This window comes from Erwinia sp. SLM-02, from assembly GCF_037450285.1.
Taxonomy (GTDB): domain Bacteria; phylum Pseudomonadota; class Gammaproteobacteria; order Enterobacterales; family Enterobacteriaceae; genus Erwinia.
In genome coordinates this window covers 311,863-326,949 of the sequence record NZ_JAQISN010000005.1, presented here as the reverse complement: position 1 = coordinate 326,949, position 15,087 = coordinate 311,863, and the positions used below count along the sequence as shown (strand labels likewise).

Sequence of the window (15,087 nt, the reverse complement as noted above, 5' to 3'; positions counted from 1 at the left end):
CTTCGCATCAGATCCTGATCGGACGACGAGTAAGAATTTTGACGAAGGCACCGACCAAAAGCGCGGAGTAGTACAGGGGAACGAAAATTAACCCCAGGGCAATCAGCATCGCCCCGGCGGACAGTAATAACGCCACGGTGCTGTCCGGTGACTGTAAGGCCAGAAACCCCTTTTCAATACCCGTCAGAAATGTCAGCCCCTGTAGCCTGGCGTAAAGCCACGACGTGCCGACCAGTGCGGTACCTATCCAGAAGCTTATCCAGCAAAGACCCGAAGTAAAACTGACCGTTGTTTGTCGCATTAACATCCTCTCCCTCCCTTTTTGGCTATTTTACAACAGGATACTGTGGTAGTGCTCCGGATACTGCAGTACGTGGGAAATCGTCTGCAGATTTTCTGCACAGAGTTCCCGCGACCACGCGCCGCCCAGGCAGATGCGCAGCGCATCGGGGGGATTATTATCGGTGCAGAACGCCGCGCTGGAAACGGCGCTGACGCCGAGTTCGCGCAGTTTCACGGCCACTTCAGCCGGATTCCAGTTATGGTGGCGCGGCAGCAGCAGCCACAGATGAAAACCCCGCTGCGACGCGCGCACGGTGAACGGCTGCAAAATCTCCGCCGCGAGCTTCTGGCGGATACCGGCCTCCGCACGAATCGAATCCAGCACGCGATCGGCAGTGCCATCCTGGATCCACTGAGCGACTAATCCATTGGTTATCGGGCTCGCCATCACATTCAGCGCGCGCAGTGCCCCGGCCAGCAGCTCCGTGTTGCGCCTGCCCGGCCCTTTGACAAATGCGGTGCGTAATCCCGGGCCAAAGCATTTCGACATACCGGTGATGTACCACGTCAGCTGCGGTATCAGCTCACTGAAACTGGCAATGTGATCCGTCGCCAGCGCGGCATACGCCTCATCTTCAATCACCGGGATGCTGTAGCGTTCGGCGACGTCGGCCAGGGCTTCACGGCGTCGCAGGGGAATGGTCAGCGTGGTGGGGTTCTGCAGCGTCGGGTTAACGTAAAATGCGCCGATATTTCCCGTCTGGCACTGATGTTCAAACGCGCGTGGCAGCGGGCCGTCTTCGTCACACGGTAGCGACTGCAGTGGGATATTGAGCTGGCTGGCGATGGCTTTCAGCCCGGGATAAATCAGCGAGGCAACCGCCACACTGCCGCCCCGGCGGCACAGCAGGGTCAGCAGCCCCACCAGCGCACTGTGGATGCCTGGCGTAATCAGCACCTCCTCGACGCTGACCGGCGGCAGCTGCTTCTCAAGCCACACGCTGGCCATCGCCTTGTCGTCAGCCGTGCCGCCAAAATCCTGATAGCGCAGCAGGCGGATGAGGTCTTTCTGCGCAAACATATTGACGGCACCGTCGCGGATGGCCTGCGCCAGCTCTTCCCCCGGCTCAATCGGTGAGTTCATGGTCATTTCATAACTGCTGCCGCCGGTGAGCGGGACGGCAGGCACCTTGCCGCGAATAAAACTGCCTAACCCCGGCCGGGAATCAATCAGCCCCCGTCGTTTCGCTTCGGCATAGCCACGGGTCACGGTGGTGTAGTTAAGCGACAGCGACACGGCCAGATCGCGCAGAGGCGGCAGGCGGTCGCGCGGCTGAAACTCCCCGCTGTTGATGCCGTCAGCAATGATATCGGCAATCAGCAGATAAGCCGGGCGTTGCGTTTGATGAGTGAGATGGGTGTTCCAGCTGCTGGAGAGTTTGGTCAGCATCGTCGTGGCGCCTCCGGGCCCAGGCAAGACCCACACTATGCCGTCCGTCATGCCCCTCTGCAATCAAATTTCCATTGATTGCATCATTGATTGCATGATGATTTTTATTGTGTGCTTTTTTGGTGCAAAACAGCATCAAACCGGTGCATTTATGTCGTGAGGATGGGGTGATGGCCCCGCGAATAACAGGGAATTACGCCGGGTAAAAAAATTTCTGGCTCACAAAATAAGCAATTGATGGGAGGTTGATTGCATCAGGCTAAATCGTGGCTGGCACGTCCCTTGCTCCCGTTAATACAGCATCACCTGCGGATGCGCCAACATGGGGAGCCAGACTCCCCCAGACAATAAACGGGAGAAACGTGCTATGCCAAAAGTCACATTACCAGCTCATGCCACCGGTGATTTCTTTGTCGATTACGAAGAGAAGGTGTTCGAGGATGTGAAAGCAGAACCGGGACAGAAGGCATTAGTGACCTTCCACACGGTCGCCTTTGAAGGATCCATTGGCTTCGTCAATATGCTGCAGGCCACCCGCCTGCAGCGTAAGGGATTCGAAACCTCAATTCTGCTTTATGGACCCGGCGTGCTGCTGGGGGTGGTGCGAGGCTACCCGACCATCGGAGCGGAAGCGTTTCCCGGTCATCAGAACTATGCCAACCAGCTGAACAAATTTATGGCCGAGGGCGGCAAAGTGTATGCCTGTCGTTTTGCATTACAGGCGCTGTACGGTCACGGCGAACCGTCATTACTGGAAGGGGTGCGCCCAATCAACCCGCTGGATGTGCTGGATCTCAAGCTACTGCATGTGCGTGACAACGCACTGATCATTGACACCTGGACCATGTAAGCGGAGGCGCAAGATGGCTGGATCTCGCATAGTCCGCGCCGCTGCAGCTCAGATTGCTCCCGATCTTTACGAGGCCAGCAAAACGCTGGCCAAAGTACTCGAGGCAATCGATAAGGCCGCAGAGCAGGGCGCTGAAATCATCGTATTTCCTGAAACCTTTGTTCCCTATTACCCGTACTTTTCGTTTATCACCCCCGCGATGACCGCCGGTGCTGAACATCTGAAACTTTACGAACAGGCGGTGGTGGTCCCCGGCCCAATTACTTATGCCGTCGGCGAGCGTGCCCGCGTCCGCAATATAGTGGTGGTGCTGGGAGTCAATGAACGCGATCGCGGCACGCTGTACAACACGCAGCTGGTGTTCGATGCCAGCGGGGAGCTGGTGCTCAAACGCCGCAAGATCACACCAACCTATCATGAGCGCATGATCTGGGGACAGGGCGATGGTGCCGGGTTAAAAGTGGTCGATACCGCCGTCGGGCGTGTGGGTGCGCTGGCCTGCTGGGAGCATTACAACCCGCTGGCGCGCTACAGCCTGATGACGCAGCACGAGGAGATCCACTGCAGCCAGTTCCCCGGCTCGCTGGTGGGGCCGATTTTCGCGGAGCAGATGGATGTCACGATCCGTCATCATGCGCTGGAGTCCGGCTGTTTTGTGATCAACGCCACCGGCTGGCTGACGGAAACGCAAATCAATGAATTAACATCCGACCCCGCCCTGCAGAAGGGGCTGCGCGGCGGGTGCAACACCGCGATTATTTCGCCGGAAGGCCGTCATCTGGTGCCGCCGCTGACGGAAGGGGAAGGGATCCTGGTGGCCGATCTGGATATGGCGCTGATCACCAAACGTAAACGGATGATGGACTCCGTGGGGCACTATGCCCGCCCGGAATTGCTGAGTCTGGTGCTGGATGACAGGCCCGCCCGATACGTTATCCCCCGCAGCCCTGAGGCTGAATCAGAAGGAGCGAGCGATGCAGAACGCCCCACTTAATCGTCAGCAGCTGATCACCGAGCTCCTTACACAGGGAGTACAGGTGATCAATCCGCTGCAGCAGCATGCCAGCCGTCAAGGCGGGGCCGGGCCTTCCGATCACCAGGCGATGAATATTGACGGTGTGACGGTGATGGTGCCGGTCTACACCCATTCCGCGCACCGGTCACCGTGGCAGGTGAAGCATGAAGAATCGGGCACCACCCGCCTTTACCACCAGAGCATTCCCGTGCGGGAGATCGGTGTTACCCGCAAGCCGCGCTTCTATGAGCGGCAGACGGCGGAGGGGATCCGCTATTCACAAATAGCGACCCTGCACGGCACCGATGTGCTCGCCACCACGGTGCTGCAGACCTGTATTCGTTATGAAAACCGCGCCAAAGCCTGTCAGTTTTGTGCCATCGGCCAGTCTCTGGCGGCAGGCAGTACCATCGCCCGCAAGACGCCACAGCAGCTGGCCGAAGTGGCCAAAGCGGCGGTGGAATTAGACGGCGTTAAACATATGGTGATGACCACCGGCACGCCGTCGGGCAGTGACCGGGGTGCGCGAATTCTGGTGGAAAGCGCCGAAGCGATTAAAGCCGCCGTGGATCTACCGCTACAGGGGCAGTGCGAACCGCCGGGCGATCCGCGCTGGTTTCAGCGTCTGAAGGATGCCGGGATTGATGCGTTAGGCATGCATCTGGAGGCCGTAACGCCTGAGGTGCGGGCACGTATTATGCCGGGGAAAGCGCAGGTCAGCGTTGAACAGTATCTGATTGCCTTCGCCGATGCGGTGGCCGTATTCGGTCGGGGCCAGGTCAGTACCTATATCCTGGCGGGGCTGGGGGATACGCCGCAGGCCATTTTGGCGCTGTCGGAAAAGCTGATTGCGCTGGGCGTTTATCCCTTCGTGGTGCCGTTCGTGCCGATCAGCGGTACGCCGCTGGAGCATCATGCCGCGCCGGACAGCGCCTTTATGACGTCAATCCTGCAGCCGCTGGGCCAGATGTTGAATCAGGCCAACCTCCGCTCCCGGGATATCAAAGCCGGCTGCGGCCGCTGCGGTGCCTGTTCGTCACTCTCCAGTTTTGAGCAGGCGATGGCCTGAAGGAGTATCGATGAATCATTACGCGGGATACACCATTAAATGGGTCACGCTGCCGTGGGAACGGCAAAAAGCCTATGACCTGCGCCAGCGCGTCTTTTGCCAGGAACAACAGCTGTTCCAGGGCGACGATCGCGATGATATCGACAGGCACGCCCGCCTGCTGGTCGCGCTGGGCAGCGTTGGCGGCTGGCACGACGAGGTGGTGGGTACCGTGCGTATTCATCAACCGGAGCCGGGTATCTGGATCGGTTCCCGTCTGGCCGTGGACAGTCTGTACCGGCGACAGGGGCAGCTCGGCCCGACGCTGATCCGTCTGGCGGTATGCAGCGCTCATGCACTGGGCTGCACGGCGTTTTATGCGCAGGTTCAGCACCAGAACGAACCGCTGTTCAGGCGCATGCACTGGCACGCGCTGGACAGTATCGACCTGCATGGCGTGCGTCATGTGCGAATGCAGGCCGATCTCAATTTCTATCCCCCCTGCCACGATCCCCGCAGCGGGATGGTGATCGGCAGCGCGACGCGGCCACGCGCTGCGAGGACCTCAGACTTCCTGACAGGAGCGGCGTGATGACTGACGAACTGACCGCGATGATTGCCCGTCTGCGGGCGTTCAGCGGCCTGGCCCACAAGCAGGATATTCAGCTTATTGCGCAGCAGCTTCGTGAAGCGTGGCCTAACCCCTGCGCAAACGGTGATGACTGCGCGCTGATCCCCGACGGCGAGGGGTACAAACTGCTGGCGATGGAGGGATTTATCAATCGTTTTGTCGCGGAGGATCCGTGGTTCGCAGGCTGGTGTGGCGTGATGGTGAACCTGAGCGATATCGCCGCAATGGGCGGGCGACCGCTGGCGGTCGTTAATGCTCTGTGGGACGACTCGCTGCCGCATGCTGAACGGATCATGCAGGGAATGGCGGCCGCCTCCCGGGCTTATCAGGTTCCGATCGTTGGTGGGCATACCAATCTGCGCGGCGATCGGCCACAGCTTGCGGTTGCGGTACTGGGCGAAACCCGCCATCCGCTGAGCAGTTTTCTGGTGCAGCCCGGTCAGGCATTGATGGTGGCGATTAATCTGCAGGGGCGCTGGCATCCGCCGGGCCACAACTGGGACGCCGCAACGGAAGCTGACCCCGCCGCACTGCGGCGTGCGCTGGCCTTACTGCCTGAACTGGCAGCAGACGGATTAATCCATGCCGCGAAAGATATCAGCCAGGCGGGGCTGGCGGGCACGCTGGTGATGATGCTGGAGAGCGGTGGCGTCGGGGCTGAAATCAATCTGCCCGATATCCCTATCCCTCAGCAGGTGGATCTTGAGCAGTGGCTGTGTGCCTTCCCCAGCTTTGGCTTCCTGCTGGCCGTGGAACCCGACCGGTGTTCAGCCGTTCAGCAGCAGTTTCACACCGTCGGGATCGCCTGCGCGCGCGTCGGTAATTTCACCGCGGACAGACAGCTGATGATGCAACTCGGGCAGCAGCGCGCCTGCTACTGGGATCTTGACCAACTGCCGTTAACCGGCATGAGCCATCACTAAAAGGAGCGAGCAATGCCTGCAATGCACTTTGTCGTTTGCTGGCCGGACGGCAGCAAAGAAACCTGTTATTCACCTTCAACGGCGATTGAGAAACACCTGCTGATCAATCACCCCTACCGGCTGGATGAGTTTATCGCCACGACGGTCCGCGCGCTGGATGAAGCCAGCGAACGGGTAAAAGCGAAATTCGGTTATTTCTGCTCCAGCGCGATGGATCAGTCGGCGGCCATCAGGCTCAGGGCGCAGCAGTTCAGCCCGGAGCAGGTCGTCATTGTCGAAACCATTAAGCCTGTAACGGCCTGACAACAAGCGGACACCTTATGAATAATCATTATCCTGTGGTCATTATTGGCGGCGGGCAGGCTGGCCTCGCCATGAGCTGGCATCTGACCCAAAAGCAGATCCGTCATATCGTACTGGAACGTCATCAGCTGGCCTGGGCCTGGCGTCATCAGCGCTGGGACAATTTCTGCCTCGTGACCCCTAACTGGCAGTGTAAGCTGCCGGGCTTTCCCTATGACGGCAACGATCCCAACGGGTTTATGCTGCGTGACGACATTGTGGCCTACATCGAGCGCTATGCCCTAAGCTTCAACGCCCCACTGCGCGAAGGCGTGACGGTGGAGCAGGTGACCCAGCGCGGTGAGGGTTTCCTGCTGCGCACCTCCGCCGGGGAGTTTCTCGCCGATCGGGTCGTGGTGGCGGTGGGGAATTACCATCGCCCGCGTTTCCCTGAAATTGCGGCACAGCTACCCGATCGCATCGTCCAGGTGCATTCTGCCGATTACAAATCCTCACGGCAGTTGCCTGAAGGGGAAGTGCTGGTGGTGGGCTCCGCGCAGTCGGGTGCGCAGATCGCAGAGGATCTTCATCTTGACGGGCGCCGCGTACATTTATGCGTCGGTAGCGCGCCCCGCGTGGCACGCTTCTATCGCGGAAAGGACGTGGTTGAGTGGCTGGAGATGATGGGTCATTACCGTTTAACGGTGGACAATCATCCGCTGGGTGAAGAAGCCCGCCGCAAAACGAATCATTACGTCACCGGGCGCGATGGCGGGCGCGACATCGACCTGCGCGCATTTGCCTTACAGGGGATGCAGTTACACGGACGCCTGCTCGGCTATCGCGAAGGACAACTGCTGACGGCAAACGATTTGCAACACAATCTTGACGCCGCGGACGCCACCTCTCAGAAAATCAAAGACAGTATTGATGTCTGGATCGCAGAACAGGGGATTGATGCCCCGGCGGAGGCGCGTTATCAGCCGCTGTGGCAGCCGGAGCTCGGGGAGAAAACCCTCGATCTGCGCGCTATCAGCGCCATTGTCTGGGCCGTCGGTTTTCACACCGACTTCAGCTGGATTGATGCTCCCGCCTTTAACGCCAGCGGCTATCCGCGCCATACCCGCGGCGTGTCGGTGCACCCCGGGCTGTATTTCCTCGGTCTGCCGTGGCTGTGGACGTGGGGATCGGGCCGCTTTGAAGGGGTGGGCGAAGACGCCGAATGGCTGGCGAAACATATTGCACATCACACTGCGTGCGCGGAGCCTGCTGAAAATGACTATGTTAACGATGCACAATGATCGGGATGGATTCAGCCTGGCGTTCTGGCAGCAGGAAGCGCGGCGTATCCACTGGCAGTGCCCTTTCCGGCAGGTGGTGTCGCTAACGGAACGGGGGCCGCGCTGCCGCTGGTTTGCTGATGGCACCACGAATTTGTGCTTCAACGCGCTGGATCGCCATCTGGATCGGCGCGGGGAGCGATGCGCCATTATCCATCGCGACTATCAGGGCCGGACGCATCGCCTGAGCTATCGCGAACTGTGGCAGCAGGTCAATGCGCTCAGCAGCCTGATGATTCACTGGGGAATTAAACCGGGCGACCGCGTATTGATCGCCCAGCCTATGACGCCGCAGGCCGCGGTGGCGATGCTGGCCTGCGCGCGTATTGGGGCGGTACACGTTGTGGTGTATTCCGCGATGACCGGCGACGCCCTGGCTCAGCGCATCGCGGCCTGCCAGCCCGGGCTGCTGCTGCATCACGGCGACCCGCGCGGGCGCGGCATCCTGCCGCCTGTTCCGCCCTCGTCAGAAACGATGCGGGTTGTCGATACCGCATCGGCTGAGTTCGCTGAACACCTCGCCCGGCATCAGGGGCAGCTCACGCCCTGCGTGTGGCTGGAGTCCAGCCAGCCGTCCCATATTCTGTTTACCTCCGGCACTACCGGCACGCCGAAAGGCATCGTGCGCGATACCGGGGGCTATGCGGTTGCCCTGCTGGCGAGCCTGCACCATCTGTTCAGACTCGGCGACGATGAAATCTGCTTTACCTCGGCGGATGTCGGCTGGGTAACCGGGCACAGCTATGGCGTTTACGCGCCGCTGCTGGCGGGTCTAACCACGGTGATGTGCGAGGCCAGCCCGGCAAACGCCCCCGGCCAGAGCTGGTGGCAGATGATTGAGGCACTGGGTATTACGCGCGTGCTGACCATTGCCGGTGCGATCCGTCTGGCACGGCAGCAGGGCGCACCGCGCGCCGGCCTGGGTTCTCTGCGCACCCTGTATCTTGCGGGTGAGCCGCTGGATGATGCCACCGAACGGTGGGTAGTGACGCATCTGGCGGTGAAATGTGAAAATCATTACTGGCAGACGGAATCCGGCTGGCCGCTGCTTGCCGGGGAAGGATCGGCGCTGAACGCCGTTTTTACCCGCCGGGTGGGCATTGTTCATCCGGGAACGTACCAGCCCTGTGCGGACGGCGTTGCCGGGCTGCTGGTGGTCAAAGACACGCTGGGCCCGGGGGCGATGATGACACTCTGGGACGGCGATGAGGCACACGATCGACAGTACTGGGTCAAAATTTCGGGGCGCTGGCATTACCTGACCCATGATTGTGCTGTCCGGCAGGATGGCCGGATTTTGGTGCGGGGACGCATGGACGAAGTGATCAACGTCGGCGGCAAAAGAGTGGCCACGGCCGAAATTGAAAACGCGCTAACGGACCTCGAGGGGATCGTGGAAGTGGTCGCAACCCGCATGCCGCATCACCTGCTGGGTGAAATGGTCGCGCTGTACGTGGTGACGGAGGGGCTGGATGCGCACCAGCAGGAGATATTGAAACATCAGATCCGCGAAACGCTGAAGACGCGATGCGGGCGGCATGTGCTGCCGCGCCGGATCCATTTCCGGTCATCGTTGCCGAAAACGTTTTCAGGGAAAATCGTCAGGCGGAGGCTTTCGGTCTGACGTTCAGCCCGTAAAAACGTCAGGCTGAACGGGGTCTCCGGTTATTTAATTCAGGTTCAGGGCAAAAAAAAAAGCGCGCCGTGGCGCGCTTGATCATCAGGCCGTATCGTTATTTTTTCTCAGGTAAGGCATAGGCAAGAACATAGTCGCCTGCGGGGGTTTCCATAAAGTGATGCCCGGCGGCAACGATGACCAGATACTCACGCCCGTTCTGGGTATAGATCATCGGGTTCGCCTGTCCTCCCGCCGGTAACGGGGTGCTCCAGACTGTTTTACCCGTTGTAATGTCGATAGCACGGATTAGATCATCGGTCGCCGCAGCCACAAAGATCAGACCGCTCGACGTCACCACTGAACCACCGTTATTCGGGGTGCCGATATTGATCGGTAAACCAGTCGGCAGGCCAAATGGACCATTGCGGCGGGCCGTTCCCAGAGGTCGATCCCAAATTGTACGGCCATCGCGCACGTCAATCGCCCGGATACCGCCGTAAGGAGGTTCTTTACAGAGCATACCGGTGAAGGGCAGACGCCAGCCTGCGTTAACATTCACCGCATATGGTACGCCGATTTGCGGGTCGCCAGCGCCTTCGGCATGGCCGGTATCGTGTGGATTGTGCGTGACCTGATCCCGGGGTTTCCAGCCAAGCTCATCGGCCTTCTTGCGGGGCACTAAAATATTCAGGTTCGGCATATCATTGTAGTTGGCGATGATAATACCGCGGCTGGGATCGAATGAAACGCTGCCCCAGTCTGAACCCCCGTTGTAGCCCGGATACTCAATGGTATGACGATCGGCTTCTGGCGGCGTGTACTGTCCCTGATAGCCCGCTTTCTGGAACTGAATACGGCATACCATCTGATCGAACGGCGTGAGTCCCCACATATCCTGAGGGGTCAGGTCCGGCTTGCTCAGATGGTGGAACAGAGAATACGGCTGCGTCGGGGAGCGATCTTTCGGCTCAACGCCACCCCCCGGCACCGGACGCTCCTCAACGCCAAACAGGGATTTACCCGTGCGGCGATCGAGTACATAAATTTCACCCTGCTTAGTGGGGACAATAATGGCAGGTATTTTCTGACCGTTTTTATCCGGGTAGTCAATCAGTGTTGGCTGTGAACCCTGGTCATAGTCCCAGACGTCTTTGTGCGCGGTCTGGAACGACCACACCGGAAGACCGGTTTCCACGTTGATTGCGGTCAGTGAAACCGCGTATTTGTTCTCCGCGGCGGTACGGGAGCTGCTCCAGTAATCCCCGGAGGAGTTGGCGACAGGAAGATAGACCAGGCCGAGCTTATCGTCACCGGTAAATGAGGTCCAGACGTCGGGCGAACCCCGCTTATAGGCATCGGGACCCGTTTTAGGCGTGCTGGTTTCCGGCGCGGCAGCATCCCATGCCCATTTCAGCTTCCCGGTAAGGACATCATAGGCTTTGATAACGCCCGGCGGGCCGAAAGCGCGCTGGCCATCGATAGTCTGGTGAGCCACGACCAGCGTGTTACGGATCACCACCGGTGCGGAGTTAATCGCCACGTAGCCTTCGTAAATTTCGCCCATGTCCTCAGCTAAATTCACGGTGCCGCCGTTGCCGAAACTTTTACAGACTTCCCCCGTTTTCGCATTCAGCTGGATAATGCGGGCATCGAGCGTGCCCAGGATAATGCGCTGGTCGCAGTCATTATCTCCGCCTGAACCGGCGGGAACGGCAGGAACGGCAGCGACAGCATTATCCGCAGCGGTGACATGGCTGTTGGTCGTGGCATCGTACCAGGTCAGTCCGCGGCACGCCGCAGTGTAAGGGATAGACTTATCGCTCACTTTCGGATCGAAGTGCCACTTTTCTTTACCGGTAGCGGCATCCAGAGCAAACACCTGGTTGTGTGGCGTACAGGTATAGAGCGTATCTCCGACCTTAATCGGGGTATTTTCTGCGCCCCAGCGCGTTTTCGGCAGGTCTCCGGTCCTGAATTGCCAGGCCAGCTTGAGGTCTTTTACATTCCCAGGGGTGATTTCGGTCGATTCCGCAAAGCGCTGTGAGGCGAGCGAACCACCATAGGTATACCAGTCGCCAGAAGAGGGCGATGATGCCTTACCGGAGCCGGTATCGGTCGCGAAGGTATCCTTACCCGCAGGAGGAACATCGGATGCCGGCGTTACGTTCAGGGCAGTAAACGGAATAATCGCCGCCGCGATAAACCCAACAGCAAATATCCCCGTCAGGGTCAGCGACAGTTTTTTGCTAAATCCGGGAGCCAGGGACGGCAGTTGAAAAGCAAACACGATCCCCAGTATCAGCATCAGGTCAAAACGAGGTACCCAGCCCCAGTAGTCCAGCCCTGACTCATAAATAGTCCAGAACAGGGTGCCGATAAATACCAGAGCAAACCAGTACACCGCACTGGATCGGCGCATGAAAATCAGGACGGCAGAAATAACCGATCCAATCCCTGCTAACAGGTAATACCAGGTTCCGCCTGCAGCAACCAACCAGCCTCCGCCATAAACCATGCCCGCGCCAAATAACAGCAGGGCGATAGCGAAAAGCTTATTCCAGACGGAAAGTCTGGGTATACGCTTTGAAATTTTCAAAATGTTTTCCTTTGCCAATAAATATCGAGAAGGGCGTTTACACGCCTTTACAATGGTAGCACAAGAGTCGAAACCCGTGATTTTTATAGGGATTTTAGGGGGTTGCAGCGGTCGAGATACATTGTCCATGATAAATATATGGACTTATATGGCACCATTCAGGCACCGAAAATCCGTACTGAAATAATGAACGTTTTTTTCACAGGTCATGGGATCTTTAATTACTAGTTTAATTCGGGCTGTAAATTTCCTCGATTACGGGCGATGAAATTTATTTTGGCTATTTCTTTGTCCGAAACCGTAAATCTGACCTGCGTTCCGCCTGTGAAAGGGACGGGCATAGTGCATATGTTTATGCGTTGTGCTGAATTATGTGCTGGTGAAAGTCCCGGCTATTCATCGCTATAGGGTGCGTGACCGGAGTGGTGCGCGTATCTGAATGAGGTACGAACGTGATGAGGAGGGCTTAGCCCTCCTCATGTTTTGTCTCAGCCCCTTTGGCAGCAGGCTGAAATCGGGTCAGTAGACCGGTTGTACAATCCGATCGTTAAATCATGGCAGTTTATACGCAATCACGTAATCACCGCGATCCGGCGAATTACGCGCGCCGCCTGCGGAGATGAGCAGATACTGCTGACCGTCTACCGGCGATTTGTAGCTGATTGGCGTGCCCTGGCTGCCAACCGGCAGGCGGGCTTTCCACTCTTCTTTGCCCGTTGAGGTATCGAAAGCGCGCAGATAGTAATCCTGCGTCGAGGCGATAAACACCAGACCGCCCTGCGTGGCGAGGGTACCGCCAATGGTCGGCATACCAATTGGCATCGGCAGGCCAATTTTCACTCCGAACGGTCCGGTGTCCTGGACGGTGCCAACCGGTACCTGCCAGGCAATTTTCTGCGTTTTCAGGTCAACGGCGGTCAGCGTGCCGAACGGTGGCTTCTGGCAGGGGATTTCCAGCGGCGACATAAAGCGCACTTTCGCATTGATCGCATACGGTGTGCCAGACAGCGGCAGAGGACGGCTGATGGCCGCCGCTTCGTTGCCGTCGTTCTTCATGCCCTGAATCTCTGGCGAAGCCGGGATCAGCTGCACTTCCAGACCCACGCGCATATCATTGATAAAGAGTAACTGATTAACCGGATCGGTCGACAGGCCGCCCCAGTTCATGCCGCCTAACGAGCCGGGCAGATTCAGTGAAGGATCGGTTCCCGGCGGGGTGAACAGTCCGTTGTAGCGTTTGGATTTAAACTGAATGCGGCACAGCAGCTGATCGAACGGCGTTGCGCCCCACATATCCGACTCTTTCAGCACATCCGCGCCAATGGTCGGCATGCCCACGGAGAAGGGCTGCGTCGGCGAGTAGTTTTCATTCGGGATCTGCCCCTGGGTCACCGGGCGTTCTTCCACTTTGGTCAGCGGCTTGCCGGTGGCGCGATCCAGGACAAACAGCTGGCCTGACTTGGTGCCGAAAATCAGCGCCGGCGTTTTTTTACCGTCCGCACCCGGGAAATCAGAGAAGGACGGCTGCATCGGAACATCGAAGTCCCACAGATCGTTGTGAACGGTCTGATACACCCATTTCACCCGACCGGTGCTGGCATCAACGGCAACCATCGACGCACCAAATTTACGATCCAGATCGTTATGTTTGACGCCCCATAAATCCACCGCCGCGCTGCCGGTTGGCATATACACGGTGTTCGAATGACTGTCGTAAGACATCGGCGCCCACACGTTCGGCGTGGAGCGCGTATAGGTCTTATTATCTTCCGGTGCCTGTTTCTGGTCAGGATTACCCGGGTCAAACGCCCAGCGCAGCTGGCCGGTGATCACATCAAACCCACGAATGACGCCACCGGGCATGTCGGTGGCCACGTTATCCGCCACGCGGCCACCGATTACCACGGTGGTGCCCGCCAGCGTAGGCGCGGAGGTCGGATAGTATTCACCCGTGTCCCCGCCTTTACCCATATGGTCGCTCAGGCTGACCCGACCGTTGTTACCAAAGTCATGACAGAACTCACCGGTATCGGCATCCAGGGCGATCAGCTCCGGCGTGACGCTGTTCATCAGAATGCGGCGCTGACACTGTGCCGCTGCCGGCACGGAGACGCTGGCGACCGGTGTGGAGTCCGGCATATCAGGCTGCTTGAGCGGTGCCTGAGCATCGAAGTAGGCCAGTCCACGGCAGCGCATCCATTTTTTCTGCTTCGCGTTGATTTCCGTTTTCCACAGCTCTTTACCGGTGGTGGCATCAACGGCAATCACGTTGTTATGCGGCGTACATAAGAAGATACGGTTACCGATCTGCAAAGGTGTCTGCTGATCCTCGGCACCGCCGCCGTTCGGGCTGACGGGAATATCCCCGGTGCGGTAGGTCCAGGCGACCTGCAGGTTTTTCACATTGTCGCGGGTAATCTGGTCCAGCGCGACAAAGCGCGAACCGCCCGACGTGTTGCCATAATTATCCCAGTTGACCTGCTCTTCACCCGGCTTCACCTTAACCAGCGGCAGAGACTCACCCGATGCGCTGATGGGTGCATGGGGGACAAACATCCCGCCCAGGGTCGCCGCGAAGGCGATTGCCAGCACACCGGCCAGCGATGCGGAGAATTTCCAGCAGGTTTTTTTACCCGACCGCTTCAGCAGGAGCGGCAGGGACAGCGCGACCAGAATGCCAAATCCGGCCAGCGTCAGCAGCCGTGAAACCAGCGGCCAGAAATCCAGGCCCACGTCCCACAGCGCCCAGATGCCCGTTCCCACCAGCACCGCGCCATAAAGCACCGCGCCGCTAACACGCTGGCGAATAATCTGAATGCCTGAAACCAATAGCGCGATACCCGCTATCAGGAAGTAGGCGCTACCGTGCAGGCTCACAAGCTGCCAGCCGAAATAGATGAAGAAAGCGGCCATCAGCAGAATGATGGCACCCAAAACCGTCAGCCATGCGGCCGCCGCTTTGGTGTTTTTGTGACCCGACATAAATGTTCCCTTAGGTGTAACACATGCGATAACGGCAATGCTAAAGCCTTACAAAGGGTAAGGTTTGTTA

General features: G+C 58.5%; 12 protein-coding genes. 8 read left to right on the top strand and 4 right to left on the bottom strand.

The window, feature by feature from the left end; translation table 11 throughout:
• Positions 1-7: 7 nt before the first annotated feature.
• Positions 8-301, bottom strand: coding sequence for a hypothetical protein (locus tag PGH32_RS22605; protein WP_337895234.1), 294 nt, complete (start codon positions 299-301; stop codon positions 8-10).
• Positions 302-331: 30 nt separating this feature from the next.
• Positions 332-1,732 carry an aminotransferase-like domain-containing protein gene (locus PGH32_RS22600; protein ID WP_337895233.1) on the bottom strand — a complete coding sequence of 467 codons (1,401 nt, stop codon included), beginning with the start codon at positions 1,730-1,732 and terminating at the stop codon, positions 332-334.
• 367 nt (positions 1,733-2,099) lie between these two features.
• On the opposite strand from PGH32_RS22600, the gene PGH32_RS22595 reads away from it, so the two are divergent.
• The 8 genes from PGH32_RS22595 to PGH32_RS22560 are packed head-to-tail and all read left to right on the top strand — an operon-like array spanning position 2,100 to position 9,445.
• Complete coding sequence (locus tag PGH32_RS22595) at positions 2,100-2,582, top strand: MSMEG_0572/Sll0783 family nitrogen starvation response protein (protein ID WP_123333457.1); 483 nt, start codon at positions 2,100-2,102, stop codon at positions 2,580-2,582.
• A 13-nt stretch (positions 2,583-2,595) separates the two neighbouring features.
• A complete protein-coding gene (locus tag PGH32_RS22590) occupies positions 2,596-3,576 on the top strand; it encodes a Nit6803 family nitrilase (protein WP_337895232.1) in 981 nt (326 codons plus the stop codon).
• Positions 3,557-4,666: an MSMEG_0568 family radical SAM protein gene (locus PGH32_RS22585; RefSeq protein ID WP_337895231.1), complete on the top strand. Its 1,110-nt coding sequence runs from the start codon at positions 3,557-3,559 to the stop codon at positions 4,664-4,666. The genes PGH32_RS22590 and PGH32_RS22585 overlap by 20 nt, the downstream gene beginning before the upstream one ends.
• A 10-nt stretch (positions 4,667-4,676) precedes the next feature.
• Positions 4,677-5,237 carry an MSMEG_0567/Sll0786 family nitrogen starvation N-acetyltransferase gene (locus tag PGH32_RS22580; RefSeq protein WP_337895230.1) on the top strand — a complete coding sequence of 187 codons (561 nt, stop codon included), beginning with the start codon at positions 4,677-4,679 and terminating at the stop codon, positions 5,235-5,237.
• Entirely contained in the window at positions 5,237-6,199 is a 963-nt protein-coding gene (locus PGH32_RS22575) for a sll0787 family AIR synthase-like protein (protein ID WP_337895229.1), read from the top strand. The genes PGH32_RS22580 and PGH32_RS22575 overlap by 1 nt, the downstream gene beginning before the upstream one ends.
• A gap of 12 nt (positions 6,200-6,211) precedes the next feature.
• A complete protein-coding gene (locus PGH32_RS22570) occupies positions 6,212-6,502 on the top strand; it encodes an MSMEG_0570 family nitrogen starvation response protein (RefSeq protein WP_337895228.1) in 291 nt (96 codons plus the stop codon).
• Positions 6,503-6,519: 17 nt separating this feature from the next.
• Entirely contained in the window at positions 6,520-7,782 is a 1,263-nt protein-coding gene (locus PGH32_RS22565) for an MSMEG_0569 family flavin-dependent oxidoreductase (RefSeq protein ID WP_337895227.1), read from the top strand.
• On the top strand, positions 7,757-9,445 hold the full coding sequence (locus PGH32_RS22560) for an AMP-binding protein (RefSeq protein WP_337895226.1): 1,689 nt from the start codon (positions 7,757-7,759) through the stop codon (positions 9,443-9,445). The genes PGH32_RS22565 and PGH32_RS22560 overlap by 26 nt, the downstream gene beginning before the upstream one ends.
• 109 nt (positions 9,446-9,554) lie before the next feature.
• Here the strand turns inward: PGH32_RS22560 and PGH32_RS22555 are convergent, their stop codons facing one another.
• Complete coding sequence (locus PGH32_RS22555; RefSeq protein WP_337895225.1) at positions 9,555-12,035, bottom strand: membrane-bound PQQ-dependent dehydrogenase, glucose/quinate/shikimate family; 2,481 nt, start codon at positions 12,033-12,035, stop codon at positions 9,555-9,557.
• Between the two features lie 552 nt (positions 12,036-12,587).
• Positions 12,588-15,017 (bottom strand): membrane-bound PQQ-dependent dehydrogenase, glucose/quinate/shikimate family, encoded by a 2,430-nt coding sequence (locus tag PGH32_RS22550; protein WP_337895224.1) that lies wholly within the window; start codon positions 15,015-15,017, stop codon positions 12,588-12,590.
• Positions 15,018-15,087 lie beyond the last annotated feature (70 nt).